This window comes from Kitasatospora sp. NPDC001660 (genome assembly GCF_053596725.1).
This window is the reverse complement of sequence record NZ_JBSFGU010000026.1, coordinates 92,947-107,884: the sequence shown is the minus strand read 5'-3', so window position 1 is coordinate 107,884 and position 14,938 is coordinate 92,947. Positions and strand designations below refer to the sequence as shown.

Genomic DNA, 14,938 nt, shown 5'->3' with positions numbered 1-14,938 from the left:
GGACTTCAGCGGATGCAGGGGTCCGGGCGGCTCGGCCACCAGGCCGAGGCCCCGCAGCGGATCACTGCAGACTTCCTGCCTGCGTGCACCGGGTGCGCCCGCGTTCGGGGATCGCGGAGCCGACTGCGTCGACCGGCTGCGAGCGCGGCTCGCCGGTGGGCGCCATGACCGCCCGGGCCAGGACATGGCCTCGGATGACGAAGTGCAGCAGGGCGAGGGTGGACTGCCGGAGGTGCTGCCGAACTCGCGGAGCGTCGAGCCGAGCCCGCGCGGGCTCAGACCACCCCGGGCCGACTCGGCCCATGGGGCACACCCGCGCTCACGCATCGCTCACGCAAGCGATCCTGCAGCGCGCTACCGACGCCTGCCCGCACGCCAAGAAATGACAAAAGGCCCAGGTCAGCGGCTATCTGACCTGGGCCTTCACTGAGCCGCCTGCGGGATTCGAACCCGCGACCTACGCATTACGAGTGCGTTGCTCTGGCCAACTGAGCTAAGGCGGCGTCGCTGCCGTACGTGCTGGCAACGCGGGCCAGTCTACACAGGTTCGCGGGTGATCCGTACCGGGATATCCCGGCGGGGGGTCAGGCGGAGGAGACGGCGAGCTTGGCGGCGAAGCCAGCGAAGAGGACGGCGACCCCGCTGGTGAGGGTGGCGGAGAGCCGCTTGCGGCGCCGGAAGGCCGCGGCGAGGGTGGTGCCGGCGAAGATCAGCAGGGTGAGGTAGAGGAAGCTGAAGGTCTGCAGGATTCCGCCGAGCAGGGCGAAGGAGAGCGCGGGCTGCCCGTAGGACGGGTCCACGAACTGCGTGAAGAACGACAGCAGGAAGAGGATCGCCTTCGGGTTCAGCAGGCTGATCACGAGCGCGCGCCGGAACGGCCGCTCGACGGCCTCGGGGGCCTGCTCGCCCGCGGCGGAGCCGGTGTCGGCGGCGGCGCGGTGGTCGCGCCACAGCTGGCGGGCGGCCCGGAGCATGCCGAAGCCGATCCACAGCAGGTAGGCCGCGCCGCCGAACTTGACCACCGCGAAGACGGCCGGATTGGCCTTCAGGAGCGAGGCGGCGCCCAGCGAGGTGAGGCTTATGAGCGTGAAGTCGCCGACGAAGACGCCGGCGGCGGCCCGGTAGCCGGTCCGCACGCCCTTGCGGGCGGCGACGGACAGCACGTACAGGGAGTTGGGGCCGGGCAGCAGGATGATGACGAGGGCGCCGAGGACGTACGTCGTCAGGTCGTTGACTCCGAGCACGGTGCGCTCCGAAGAGAGGAGGGGGCAGGGGGCGCTCATCGTAACGTCGCACCGCTGATCGATTGAAGCTGAAACTACCTGGCGAGACGGCCCCTGATCCCCCCTGATCCCCTACCCCCCGCAGCGCATGCCTTCCTCCGGCGGCTCACCCGTGAGCAGGAAGCGGTTGACCGCGCCGTCCACGCACTCGTTGTGCCGCCCGTACGCCGTGTGCCCGTCCCCGTCGTAGGTGAGCAGCCACCCGGACTCCAGCTGCCCCGCCAGCGCCTGGGCCCACGCGTACGGCGTGGCCGGGTCGCGGGTGGTGCCGATGACGACGATCGGGGCGGCGCCCGCGGCCTGGACGGTGTGCGCCGAACCGGTGGCCTTCACCGGCCAGTAGGCGCAGGTCAGCGCCATCCACGCCAGGTCGCGGCCGAAGTGCGGCGAGGTCCGCTCGAACTCCGGCAACGCCCGCCGGACGTCCTCCGGGCCGGCGAACGGCGCGGGCAGGTCGAGGCAGTTCACGGCCGTGTTGGCGAACATCAGGTTGGGGTACGAGCCGTCCGGCTCGCGCCCGTAGTAGGAGTCCGAGAGCTTCAGCAGCCCGGTGCCGTCCCCGGCCTTGGCACCGGTGAGCGCGCCGCGCAGCTCGGGCCAGAGGAAGTCGGCGTACATCGCCTTGATGACGCCGGTGATGGCCTGGGCGTGGGTCAGGCGGCGGCCGCCGTCGGTGGTGGCCAGCGGCTGGGCGCGGACGGCCGCCAGCAGGGCGCTGAGCTGGTCGCCGGCCTCCTGCTCGGTGCGGCCGAGCGGACAGTCGCCGCGCCGGGCGCAGTCCCTGGCGAAGGCCGCCCAGGCGGTCTCGAAGCCACCGGCCTGGGCCCGGTTGCCGGTGGCGGAGTCGAGGGACGGGTCCATCGCGCCGTCCAGGACGAACCGCCCGACCCGCCCGGGGAAGAGTCCGGCGTACGTGGCACCGAGGAACGTGCCGTAGGACTTGCCGACGTAGCTGAGCCGCTCGTCGCCGAGGAGGGCGCGCAGCACGTCCATGTCGCGGGCGGCCTCGACGGTGCTGACGTGGCCGAGCGCCGCGCCGGCGTGCTGCCGGCAGCCGTCGGCGAACTCCTTGTCGGCGGCCACCAGGGCGTCGACCTCGCGCTGGTCGGCAGGGGTGAACCCGACGGACGTGTAGGCGTCCATCCGGTCGCCGCTCAGACAGGTGACGGGGCTGCTGCGGCCGACCCCGCGCGGGTCGAGCCCGACGAGGTCGTACCGGGCACGCACGTCGCCGTCGTACGCCTGGGCGACGGCCTCCACGTAGTCGACCGCCGACCCGCCGGGGCCGCCCGGGTTGAGCAGCAGCGAGCCGAGCCGGTCACCGCCCGCCCCCGCCCCCGCCCCCGCCCGGGGGACGGCGGGGGCGCGGACGGCCGTCAGGGTGAGGTCTCCGTCGGCCGGGCGGCCGTAGTCGAGCGGCACCTTGAAGGTGGTGCACTCGAATTCGTCGTCGCACGGCCGCCACGCGAGTCGCTGCCCGTAGTACGGGTCGAGCGCGGCCGGCACCGCCGCGGGCAGCGGCTCCAGCGGCGTGACCTCGGCGGGCGGCGATCCCGGCGACGCACCGACCGCCGCACCGGGCTCGGGCTCGGGCTCGTCCGACAACGCCGCACCGGGCCCGAACACGTCCGACGGCGCCGCACCCGGGCCGCCGCTGGAGCCGGAGCCGCCGCCCGGGCCGGAGCCGCCGGCGCTGCACCCGCCCGCCAACAGCCCGGCGACGACGAGCGCCGCGGCAAGTACCCGCCCAGTGGCCTTCATCCGGATCCCTTCGCTTCGATCGCCTCGATCGCCCGACTCACCCCACGAACCCGGCCAACGACGGCTGCCCGGTACCCTCCCGGGGTACCGAGCAGCACAGTGCCCGCCGAAAGCCCTGTTCAGGACGCCTTCGCCAGCGCGTCGGCCAGGTACTGCGCCGCCTGCCGCACGAGCCGCAGCCGCTCCCGGTCGGGCGTGTAGTCCTGCACGTTGTCCGAGATCCGCACGTCCGCCTTGGCCGCCGGCCCGGCACCGCCGCGCAGCGCGGCCTGCAGCTTGCGCGCCGCGTCGAGCCCGGCGGCGTCGGCCTTCGCGGCGGCGAGCATCAGCTTCGCCGCCGTGCCCGTGGGCGCCTCCGCGCCCGCCTGGGCGAGCGCGGCGGCGTCGTACCGTCCGGAGACGGCCGCCGCGACGCCGTACAGGTCCGGGCGGGCCAGCCCGGCCGCCGCGGCGCACGGCGCGCCGCCCTCGACCCCGAGCGTGCCCCAGGAGGCCGGACCGGGCGGCATGGCACGGAAGGTCGCGGCGATGACGGTGCGCAGCGTCGCGTCGTCGGCGACCGACTGCGGGGCGGCGGCGGCGAGGTCGCAGGGGTGCGCGGTGCCGTTCGGCGCCTCGGGGGCGACCAGGATGAACGGCCGCGCCTTGCCGGTCTGCAGGGCCGAGCCGATGCCCTCGAAGACGTCCGGGACCTCGGCGTCGGCGGTCTTGCGCGGGGTCGCGGCCTGCATCACGACGACGGGGAAGCGGGCGTTCGGTTCCTTGGCGTACTGCGGCGGCAGCCAGACCCGGATGTTGCGCGGCATGCCGTCCGGCCCGAGCACGGCGGACTGGAGCAGCTCCCCGCCACCCGGGTGGCCGACGCTGTCGAACCGGCTCGTCGTGGCGGCCGGTGAGGTCGCCGCCGCTGCCTGGGCCACGGCGGCCTCCGCCGTGGGCGGCGCTGCCTGCTGCCGCGGGGCCGCGCCCTGCGCCCCGCTCACGCCGGCCGCGTCCACGGCGGGCTCCGCCCTCTCCACCGGCTCCTGGCCGGCCCGCTTCATGCCGCCGAACGCGCCGAAGGCGGTGAGCAGCGTCAGCGCCGTGACGCACACCCCGCAGACCATCGCCCCGGCCGCCCGCAGCAGCATCGGCCACCGGTCGCCGGCCAGCTCGTAGGCCTCGGCGGCCCGCAGGTCGCGCCAGCGCTGATGGGCCCCGCGGGCCAGCCAGAGGCCGCCGAGGGCGGCCGCCAACAGGGGGATGACGAGGAGCGAACGGACCACGGGACGCACCACCTAGGGCGGAGGACCGGACGACCGGGGCGAGCCCGGCGCCGTACGGGACGCGACGGCCCCGGTGTCGGGGCGCAGTCGGCCCCCAGCGTGCAAGACGACCCGACGGTCACACGCGGGTGTGCCCGGCGCGTATCGCCCGTTCACTCGAAGGTGGGACACCCGAGTAGGGCGGGAAGCGGAACGCGCCCGGCCCCGCGCCTCCCCGTACGCGGCTCAGCCCGCGCGCAGCGCCACCGTCATCGCCTCGACCGCGAGCAGCGGGTCGACGTTGCGGTCCAGCGCCCGGCGGCAGGCGAGCACCGCCTCGATGCGGCGCAGCGTGCCCTCCGGCGGGCTGGCCTGGGCGACGCGGTTCAGCGCCTGCCGCTGGTCCTCGTTGGCGAGCGCGCCGGTGGAGCCGAGCTGGAGCGCGAGGACGTCGCGGTAGAAGCCGAGCAGATCGAGCAGCGCGACGCCGAGGGTCTCCCGTCGGGTGCGGGTGGCCCGGCTCTTCTGCCGCTTCTCCAGCTCCTTGACCGCCCCGGCCATCCCGCGCGGCGCCTTGCCGCCCTCGGCGGCGCCGTAGGCGGCCTTCAGGTCGTCGGTCTCCTTGGCGTCCTGCGTCTCGGCGAGCGCCTCGGCGTCGGCCTTGGCCGTGTCCACCAGGCGCTGGGCGGCGGCCAGGCAACCGCCGATGTCGGAGACCTCCAGCGGGATCCGCAGCACCTCGGTGCGCCGCGTCCTGGCCTGCTCGTCGACCGCCAGGCGGCGCGAGCGCTCGATGTCGCCCTGCCCGGCGAGCGCGGCCAGGCGCGCCGTGTCCGGGTCGACGCCGTCGCGGCGGACCAGCATGTCGGCCACTGCCTCGGCGGCCGGGGTGCGCAGGACGAGCAGGCGGCAGCGCGAGCGGATGGTCGGCAGCACGTCCTGGACGGAGGGGGCGCAGAGCAGCCAGACGGTACGGGGGGAGGGCTCCTCGACGCCCTTGAGCAGCGCGTTCGCGGCCGCCTCGGTGAGCCGGTGCGCGGCGTCCACGAGGATCACCGACCAGCGCCCGCCGGTCGGGTAGCTGGAGGCGCGCAGCACGAGGTCCCGCATGTCGCCGACGCCGATGGACAGCCCGTCGGTCCGGACGTACTTCACGTCGGCGTGGCTGCCGGCCAGCACGGTGTGGCAGCCGTCGCAGAACCCGCACCCGGGTGTGCCGCCGAGCGCGAGGTCCGGGCTGGTGCACTGGAGCGCCGCGGCGAACGCCCGCGCGGCCGTGACCTGCCCGGCCCCGGGCGGCCCGGTGAACAGCCAGGCGTGCGTCATCAGGGAGGCGTTGGCCCCCTCCGCCGGCCCGGCCCCCCGGCCGGCCAGCACCGTCGCCCCGGCCGCCCTGGCCGCGGCGGTCAGCTGCTCGACCACCCGCTCCTGGCCCACCAGGTCGTCCCAGACGGCCACTGCTGCTCCCAAGCTCCGTACGGCTGCGCTCCGCCGTCGAGCATACGTGCCCGCCCCGACACCCACTGCGCCGTCCGAGCGACCACCCGCCCCCACGCCCCCGCCGCCGCACCACCCCACCGACCAGCCCCGGCGGCCGCCGGCCACCATCTTCACGTCCGAGCCCACTCCGAACGGCCCCAGAACACGGGCGGCGCCACCAGGCTTCCTCAGCCCGGTGACGCCGCCCGTCATCCGTTCACACCGCCCTGCGGCCCCGGGATCAGCCCCGGCGCCCCCAGCGGCGGCCCTTGCCCTTGCCCTGGTCGTCGTCCTCGCCCTCGGCGCCGGCTCCGCCGCGCGGACCCTGTGGACCCTGTGGACCCTGTGGACCCTGCGGACCCTGCGGGTCCTGGCCGGGCCCGCCACCGTGCTCCCAGCGGGCCCACTCGTCGCGCGAGCCGAGCAGCGTGTCGGTGAGGCTCGGGAGGTCGTCCATCGGCGTCTCCTCGGCCCAGTCCGGCCGCGGCCGCGGCTCGGCGGCACCTTCCGGCGCCTGGCCCTCGCCGGCCACCGGAAGCTCCCGGGTGCTCTCCACGGACTCCTCGCGCCACAGGCCCGGGGGCACCCGGTCCCCGGCGCGACCCGGGGCGACGCGCGGCAGCACCTCGGTCCGGTCGGCTTCCGCCGACACCTTCGGCAGCACGGCGGTCTCGTCCGCCCCACCCGGAACCACCGGCAGCTTCGCCGTCTCGTCCACCGCCGACTGCCGATCCCGCAGCGACAGCTCGCGCGTGGTCTCGTCGGCGGCCCCGCCCGAAGCATCCACACCCTTCGGCGCCCGCAGCTGCGTGGTCGCCGCGTCACCCGGCACCGGAGGCGCCGCCGGACGCCCGACATCCCCGCCCTCGGCACGGTCGGCCGCGGCTGCGGCCGCGGCGAGCGCGGCGGCCTGGGCCAGCCGGGCCTCCTCGGCGCGCTGGAGCGCCTCCTCCGCACGGCGGCGCTGCTCCTCGCGCTGGAGCTCCCGCTGCCGCTGGAGTTCCGCCTGCGCGGCCGCCTCGTCGGCGAGCCGCTTGCGCTCGGCGGCCTCGGCGGCCAGGCGGGCCTCTTCCTCGGCCTTGCGGCGGGCCTCCTCCTCGGCCTTGCGGCGAGCCTCCTCCTCGGCCCGGCGCCGGGCCTCCTCCTCGGCCTTGCGGCGTGCCTCGGCGGCGGCCCGCTCGGCCTCCTCCTTCGCCAGCCGCTCCTTCTCGGCCTGCTCGGCCCGGAGCTGCTCCAGCAGCTCCTGCCGCTTGCGCTCGGCGGCCTCCGCCTCGGCCTTCTTCCGGGCCTCCTCGGCGGCGCGCCGCTCGGCCTCCTCCCGCGCCAGCCGTTCCTGCTCGGCGCGGGCGGCCTTCTCCTGCTCGGAGAGCGGCAGCTCGCGGTCGAGCCGGTGGCGGATCGCGGTGGTGACGGAGCCGGGCGCCTGGCTGCCGTCGACGACCAGGTAGCGCGCCGGGTCGGCCGCCGCGAGGGCGAGGAAGCCGGCCCGGACCCGCTGGTGGAACTCGGTCGGCTCGGACTCCAGCCGGTCCAGCGCCTCGGTGAAGCGCTCCCGCGCCCTGGTCGGGTCGACGTCCAGGACGACGGTCAGGTCGGGCACCAGCCCGCCGGTGGCCCACCGGGAGATCCGCGCGACCTCGGTCGCGGCGAGGTCGCGCCCGGCACCCTGGTAGGCGATGGAGGAGTCCATGTACCGGTCGGTGATGACGACGGCGCCGCGCGCGAGGGCCGGGCGGATGACGTTCTCGACGTGCTCGGCCCGGTCGGCCGCGTAGATCAGCGCCTCGGCGCGGTGCGAGAGGCCGGTGTTGCCGACGTCCAGGACGAGGCCGCGCAGCCGCTGCCCGACCGGGCTGCCGCCGGGCTCGCGGGTGAGCACCACCTCGTGGCCCTTGCCGCGGATCCACTCGGCGAGCGCCTGGGCCTGGGTGGACTTGCCGGCGCCGTCGCCGCCCTCCAGGGCGATGAAGAAGCCGGTGCCGGTGGTGCGGTGCGGTGCCGGGCCCCCACCGCCGCGCACGGCGTCGACCAGGTCGCGGCCGAACGGGGCGGAGCCGCGCCGGTCGTCGGTCTTGAGCAGCACGACGGCGGCGAGCACCAGCGTGAGCAGGCCCGCGGTGGCGACGGCGAGGGCCGCGCCGCCGTGGATGAAGGTGAACGAGCCGGGCTTGACCGTGCCGTACTCGACGTCGCCGTAGGCACCGGCGATCAGCGGGACGGCGACCAGCGCGGCGCCGACGACGGCCCGCAGCACGGCGTGCAGGTGCTCGGTGACCTTGGGCAGCCGGGCCTCCTCGACCTCCTGGGCGAGCAGGGTGCGCCCGGCCGAGACGACGATCCCGGCGGCGAGGCCGGCCAGCACGGTGAGCAGCAGGACCAGGACGTAGTCGAGCACGAGCCCGGCCAGGATCAGCGTCACGCCCTCGGTGACCAGCGCCAGCGGAAGCAGCCGGCGGCGGGAGAGGGAGGGCAGGGTGGCCCGGGTGAGCCGGACGCCGGCCGCGGGTGCGCCGGTGGCGGCGAGCACGAGCAGGCCGTAGCCGATCGGCCCGGCCCGGTGCTCGGCGGCGGTGAGCAGCGCGAGTGCGGCGACGCCGGCCATCGAGGCGTGGGCGGCGGCGACGGCGAAGGTGAAGTAGGGGGCGCTGCCGGTGCGGCCCTTCTTGAGGGCGGGACCCGGGGTGGCGTCCGTCGGGGCGCGCAGGCCCTGCAGCGGCGAGTGCGGGGCGACGGCGACCGGGCCGACGGGCAGCTGCTGGAGGTGGCTTCGGACGGCGGCGGCGGTGAACAGGCCGGCCGCGCCGAGGGCCGCGAAGGTCACCTGGTGGGCCCGGAGCCAGTCCGAGCCGAGCGCCGCGAAGATGTTGTTGAGCAGGGTGAACACGACCAGGCCGACGGCGGCGAGCGGCAGGGTGGCCCAGCCGGTGAACCGGTCGATACTCCGGACGGTCTCCAGGCTGGCGCCGGACGGCCGCTGCTCGGCGGCGGGCGCGTACGGGTCGGCGGGCGGCAGCAGGCCGGGGACGGCGGCGTCCTTGGCGATGGCCCGGACGCGCTCGGCGGCGCCGGTCACGAAGACGGTGGCGAGCAGGACGTACGGCGCGGCGCCGGACGGCTTCGGGCCGGAGCCCAGCCAGACGGTCCACCAGGGCGCGATTCCGATCAGGACGGCGCACAGCGCGTCGGCGCCGACCAGCGTCCAGCGCCGGTCCAGCTTGCCGACGACCAGCTGGTGCACCGGTCCGAGCAGCAGGACGCCGGTCACCAGGGTGGCCGCCAGCCGGGCGGCGAAGACCGCGGCGACGGCGAAGGCCAGGCTGCGCGGCAGGTCGCCGAACTGGCCGCCGAGGGCGGCGGCGATCACGGTGAGCGCGAGCAGCACCAGCAGTCCTAGCCGGTCGGCGGTGCCGCCGATCAGCCCGGTGGTCCACAGGCGCCGGTAGGGCCGCGTCCGCAGCAGGGCGCGGGCCCGCTCCACCGGGGTTCCGGCGGGCGCGACCTCGGGCAGGTCGGGCATGGCGGCTCTGGCGGCCGGGGCGGCGCTGGGGGTGGGCTGCTCCTCGCTCGTCATACGGTCAGCGTAGCGGTCGGGGGTTGGCCGGAAAGAGACGAACAGCGTTCCGGATCAGGCTCATCACCTGGTTGTGACGATCCCCGCACACATGTCCGCCGTCCCCGAACGGCCCGGACCCGTCCCCGGACACACCTCGGGCCCGTGCCCCCCGTGAAGGGGACACGGGCCCGAGGGTCACCGTCGGAGGGTCAGCCCTCGTCGGTGGCCGTGGTCTTGCTCGCGGCGGTCTTCTTCGCCGCCGTCTTCTTCGCCGCGGCCGTGGTGGTCTTCTTGGCCGCCGTCTTCTTCACGGCCGTCTTCTTCGCCGCGGTCTTCGTCGCCGCCGCCTTCTTGGTGGCGGTCGCCTTCTTCGCCGGGGCCTTCTTGGCCGCCTTCTTCACCGGCCCGCGCGCCCGCTTCTCGGCGAGCAGCTCGTAGCCGCGCTCCGGCGTGATCGTCGCGACATCATCGTCCTTGCGCAGCGTGGCATTGGTCTCGCCGTCGGTCACGTACGGCCCGAAGCGGCCGTCCTTGACCACGACCGGACGCTCGCTGACCGGGTCGGTGCCCAGCTCCCGCAGCGGCGGGGCGGCGGCGGCCCGGCCGCGCTGCTTGGGCTGCGCGTAGATCGCCAGCGCCTCGTCGAGGGTGATCGTGAAGAGCTGGTCCTCGCCGGTGAGCGAGCGCGAGTCGGTGCCGCGCTTGAGGTACGGGCCGTACCGGCCGTTCTGCGCGGTGATCTCGACGCCCTCGGCGTCCGCCCCGACCACGCGCGGCAGCGAGAGCAGCCGCAGCGCGTCCTCCAGGGTGACGGTCTCCAGCGACATCGTCTTGAACAGCGAGGCGGTGCGCGCCTTGACCGCGTTCTTGCCGGTCTTCGGCGTGCCCTCGGGCAGGATCTCGGTCACGTACGGGCCGTAGCGGCCGTCCTTGGCGACCAGCATGTTGCCGCTGACGGGGTCCTGGCCGAGCTCGAAGTCGCCGCTGGGCTTGGCCAGCAGCTCCTCGGCCAGCTCGACGGTGAGCTCGTCCGGCGGCAGGTCGTCCGGGATGTCGGCGCGCTGGCCGGGCTCGCCCTCGACGGCGGAGGCGCGCTCGACGTACGGGCCGTAGCGGCCGACGCGCAGCGTGATGTCGTCGCTGACCCGAAACGAGCTGATCTCGCGGGCGTCGATCGCGCCGAGGTCGGTGACGAGCTCCTTCAGACCGCCCAGGTGGTCGCCGTCGCCGTTGCCGGCCTCGGCGGCGCGCCCGGTCTCGATGCCCTCGCCCTCGCCGAAGTAGAAGCGCTTCAGCCACGGCACGGACTGCGCCTCACCGGCGGCGATCCGGTCGAGGTCGTCCTCCATCTTGGCGGTGAAGTCGTAGTCGACCAGTCGGCCGAAGTGCTTCTCCAGCAGGTTGACCACGGCGAAGGAGAGGAAGGACGGGACGAGCGCCGTCCCCTTCTTGAAGACGTACCGGCGCTGGATGATCGTGTCGATGATCGACGCGTACGTGGAGGGGCGGCCGATCTCCCGGTCCTCCAGCTCCTTGACCAGCGAGGCCTCGGTGTAGCGCGCCGGCGGCTTGGTCGCGTGGCCCTCGGGGGTGAGCTGCTCGGCGGCCAGCGGGTCGCCCTCGGCGACCTGCGGCAGCCGGCGCTCGCGGTCGTCGAGCTCGGCGTTCGGGTCGTCGGCGCCCTCGACGTAGGCCTTGAGGAAGCCGTGGAAGGTGATGATCTTGCCGGAGGCGGAGAACTCGACGTCCCGGCCGTCCGCGGAGGTGCCGCCGACCCGGACGGTGACGGACTGGCCGACCGCGTCCTTCATCTGGGAGGCGACGGTGCGCATCCAGATCAGCTCGTACAGCCGGAAGTCGTCGCCGCTCAGGCCGGTCTCGGCCGGGGTGCGGAAGCGGTCGCCGGAGGGGCGGACGGCCTCGTGCGCCTCCTGGGCGTTCTTGACCTTGCTGGCGTAGGTGCGCGGCGCGTCCGGCAGGTAGTCGGCGCCGTAGAGCTGGGTGACCTGCGCGCGGGCGGCGGCGACCGCGGTGTCCGACAGGGTGGTGGAGTCGGTGCGCATATAGGTGATGAAGCCGTTCTCGTACAGCTTCTGGGCCACCTGCATGGTCCGCTTGGCACCGAAGCCCAGCTTGCGGCTGGCCTCCTGCTGGAGCGTGGTGGTGCGGAACGGCGCGTACGGCGAGCGGCGGTAGGGCTTGGACTCGACGCTGCGGACGCTGAACGCGGTCTGTTCGAGGGCGGCGACCAGCTGGCGGGCGGCCTGCTCGTCCAGGTGGAGGGTGTTGGCGCTGGCGGCCTTCAGGCGGCCGTCCGAACCGAAGTCGCGGCCGCTGGCGATCCGCTTGCCGTCGACGCTCGCGAGCCGGGCGCCGAAGGTCTCCGGGTTGGCCGCGTCGGCCGGGGTGCGGCCGGTGCCGAAGGTGCCGACGAGGTCCCAGTAGGACGCGCTGCGGAAGGCCATCCGCTCGCGCTCGCGCTCGACCACCAGACGGGTCGCGACGGACTGCACGCGGCCGGCCGACAGCTTCGGCATGACCTTCTTCCACAGCACCGGCGAGACCTCGAAGCCGTAGAGGCGGTCGAGGATGCGGCGGGTCTCCTGGGCGTCGACCAGGCGCTGGTTCAGCTCGCGCGGGTTGGCCACCGCCTCCTGGATCGCGGTCTTGGTGATCTCGTGGAACACCATGCGGTGCACCGGCACCTTGGGCTTGAGGACCTGCTGGAGGTGCCACGCGATGGCCTCGCCCTCGCGGTCCTCATCGGTGGCGAGGAACAGCTCGTCGGACTCCGCGAGCAGCGACTTCAACTTGCTGACCTGGGACTTCTTGTCCGCGTTGACCACGTAGATGGGAGCGAAGTCGTGGTCCACGTCCACCCCGAGGCGGCGCACCTCGCCGGTGTACTTGTCCGGCACCTCGGCCGCGGTGCTGGGCAGGTCGCGGATGTGCCCGACGCTCGCCTCGACGATGTAGCCGGGGCCCAGGTAGCCCTTGATCGTCTTCGCCTTGGCCGGCGACTCGACAATGACGAGTCGCTGTCCGTGCGCGGTCTCGCTGCTCGGGGACACCTTCGCTCTTCTCTCCCGGTCGTTATGTGAGCTGGTCGGCGCTGGCAGCACGGGCTGCGCTCCGCCCGACCCCTCCACCGTCCCGGGGCTGCCGCTGAACGACTACCCCACCAGCGGAGTGTGACCGTACCCCGGCCACCCTTGTCAAACGGACGGATCCCGCTTTTTCACTTGCCAGGCCCACCGACGCCACTCGAACGGTAACCCGATGACGGAGCTTCGTGCCCCGTAGAGGGGGGCATCGGCGGGTTCGGGAGGATGGAATGACGGATTTCAAGATCTGTCAACGGAAAAATCGACGGATCGCAAGGGTCCGCATGATGTGAAATGTGAACCAGCCGGTGTGCCCGGCGGCCGAAGGACGTGGCCCCGGCCGGCCCCCTCAGCCGACGACGGCGGCCAGCAGGCCCGCCCCCGCTGCCAGACAGCAGGTGCCGAGCGCGCTCCACAGCACGTCCGCCACCGCCGGGCGGCTGATCTCCCCCGCCGCCAGTACGATCCGCTCCGGACGGCGCGGGTCGTAGCAGATCCGGACGGAGGTGCCGGGAGCGAGGCGGGCGGGACGGCGCAGCGGCGTGTGGCCACGCGGACGGGCGAGCACCCGCTCGGCGCACCGCCCGGCTCCGGGACCGCCGACCGACGGCAGGGCGCAGAAGGCGAGCAGCGGTGCGCTGTCGAGCTCGCCGTGCGCGTCGTCCTCGGCGACGACGACGGCCTCGGCCGGCACGCCCCGGCGGCGGACCCGGTGGCGAAGGCGCACTTCGGCGGCGCACCAGAACAGCAGCGCGCCACCGAACAGGGCGAGCACCAGCCCGCCCACGACCGCCGTCGTCCTGTCCACCCCTCGCCCCCGGCTCCCCAGCTCTGTCCACAGCCTGTGGACAGAGCCTCGCAGCGGGGGGCCAACGCGGGACGGCCGTCCGACGGCCGCCGGACGAACCAGGGACTACAGGGAGGTAAACCGCGCGGCGGCGCCCGGGTCAGGCGACGGGGCGGATGAAGCCCTGCTCGGTCAGCAGCCGCAGCGACTCTGGCACGCGGTCCCGCAGGACGACCCGGTCCTCGCCCAGCAACTGCGCGATCGCGTCCACGATCTCGCCCGCCGGCAGCGTCCCGTCGCAGACCCCGACGAAGCCCGCGCCGACCGTGTCCACCTTGGTGGCCCGTCGCATGCCGCGGTTGTGACGCAGGATCACGTGCTCCGGATCCTCCGCACCGGGCGCGCCGACCTGCTCCTGAACCACCTCGTCGGCCAGCACGTACCGGGCCGCGAGCAGGCCCGCGTCGTCGTGCGAGCGCAGGAAGTCCTGCCGGTCGAACCACTCCTCGATGTGCGGGCCGAGCGGCTGCTCCACCGGGTGCGGCCACTCCTCCACCCGGACCGTCGGACGCTCGGCGCCACTCGCCCGCAGGGTGATCCAGCCCATCCCGATGCCCTCGACCCGGCCCGCCTCGAAGGCGTCCAGCCACTCGCCGTACCGGGCCTGGTAGTCGCCGCCCGGGCCCCGGTGGTCGCCGCCGTCGCGCAGCCACAACTCGGCGTACTGGGCGACGTCCTGGACCTCGCGCTGGACGATCCAGGCGTCCAGCCCGGTGCCCGCGACCCAGCCGGCCAGCCGCTCGTGCCAGTCCTCGCCCTTGACGTGCTGCCAGTTGGCGAGCAACTGGCAGTAGCCGCCCGGTTCCAGGTGGGCGGCGGCGGAGCGGACCAGGGTGCGGCACAGGTCGTCGCCGGCCATGCCGCCGTCGCGGTAGGTGAACCGGCCGGCGGGCGAGATAACGAACGGCGGGTTGGAGACGATCAGGTCGAACTTCCGCTCCCCGACCGGCTCGAAGAGGCTCCCGGTGAGCGCCTCGGTGTTGTCGAAGCCGGACAGCGCCAGGGTCAGCTCGGAGAAGCGCAGCGCGCGCGGGTTGAGGTCGGTGGCGGTGACCTTCTGGGCGTGCCGGGCCGCGTGCAGCGCCTGCACACCGGAGCCCGAACCGAGGTCCAGCGCGGCCCGGACGGGGCGGCGCACGGTGATGTTGGCCAGCGTCGTGGACGCGCCGCCGACCCCGAGCACCAGGTCCCTGCGGGCCACGCCGTGCGCCGCCTCACCGGAGCCGATGCCACCCGCGCCACCCACCGCGCAACCCAGGTCGGAGACCACCCAGGCGTCCGAACTCGGCAGTCCGGCCACCTCGTTGGCGTACGGGCGGACGTCCACGGTGGCGCGCACCCGGTCGCCGTCCGGGCGCAGCCAGCCGTCCGCGAGGCAGTCCTCGACCGGCAGCGCGGCCGCGGCCGCCTTGTACGGCACCGGCTGCTGGAGCAGGAACAGCCGGACCAGCGTCTCCAGCGGGCTGCCGCCGCGGGTCGCGCGCAGCGCCGGGACCGCCTCGCTGCGGGCCAGCGCCGCGTAGCCGGTGGGCCCGAGCAGGTCGAGGCAGCCGTCGGCGGTGAACGAGGCGGCGAGCAGTGCCTCGCGCAGCTTGGCGAGGCGGGTGGGGTCGAGAACGGGGCTACTGATCACCCCGCCATTGTCCCCCGGGGTCGGAGCGCAACCG

At 74.7% G+C, this 14,938-nt stretch carries 8 protein-coding genes and 1 tRNA gene; all 9 read right to left on the bottom strand.

Going from position 1 to position 14,938, the window contains the following annotated elements; translation table 11 throughout:
- Positions 1–429 precede the first annotated feature (429 nt).
- Positions 430–503 (bottom strand) — tRNA-Thr (locus tag ACWCXH_RS25645).
- Positions 504–584: 81 nt separating this feature from the next.
- Entirely contained in the window at positions 585–1,244 is a 660-nt protein-coding gene (gene leuE / locus ACWCXH_RS25640; protein WP_449803821.1) for a leucine efflux protein LeuE, read from the bottom strand.
- A 111-nt stretch (positions 1,245–1,355) separates the two neighbouring features.
- Positions 1,356–3,044: an alpha/beta hydrolase gene (locus ACWCXH_RS25635; protein ID WP_449803820.1), complete on the bottom strand. Its 1,689-nt coding sequence runs from the start codon at positions 3,042–3,044 to the stop codon at positions 1,356–1,358.
- A gap of 119 nt (positions 3,045–3,163) precedes the next feature.
- The gene (locus tag ACWCXH_RS25630; RefSeq protein WP_449803819.1) at positions 3,164–4,309 is read right to left on the bottom strand and encodes a hypothetical protein; all 1,146 of its coding nucleotides are present in this window, start codon (positions 4,307–4,309) and stop codon (positions 3,164–3,166) included.
- A 225-nt stretch (positions 4,310–4,534) separates the two neighbouring features.
- A complete protein-coding gene (locus ACWCXH_RS25625) occupies positions 4,535–5,746 on the bottom strand; it encodes a DNA polymerase III subunit delta' (protein ID WP_449803818.1) in 1,212 nt (403 codons plus the stop codon).
- A gap of 262 nt (positions 5,747–6,008) precedes the next feature.
- Positions 6,009–9,338, bottom strand: a complete 3,330-nt coding sequence (gene tmk, locus ACWCXH_RS25620) for a dTMP kinase (protein ID WP_449803817.1) — start codon at positions 9,336–9,338, stop codon at positions 6,009–6,011.
- A 191-nt stretch (positions 9,339–9,529) separates the two neighbouring features.
- The gene (gene topA, locus ACWCXH_RS25615) at positions 9,530–12,391 is read right to left on the bottom strand and encodes a type I DNA topoisomerase (RefSeq protein WP_449803816.1); all 2,862 of its coding nucleotides are present in this window, start codon (positions 12,389–12,391) and stop codon (positions 9,530–9,532) included.
- A gap of 382 nt (positions 12,392–12,773) precedes the next feature.
- Entirely contained in the window at positions 12,774–13,232 is a 459-nt protein-coding gene (locus tag ACWCXH_RS25610) for a hypothetical protein (protein ID WP_449803815.1), read from the bottom strand.
- Positions 13,233–13,371: 139 nt separating this feature from the next.
- On the bottom strand, positions 13,372–14,904 hold the full coding sequence (locus tag ACWCXH_RS25605) for a DUF7059 domain-containing protein (protein ID WP_449803814.1): 1,533 nt from the start codon (positions 14,902–14,904) through the stop codon (positions 13,372–13,374).
- Positions 14,905–14,938: the final 34 nt, after the last annotated feature.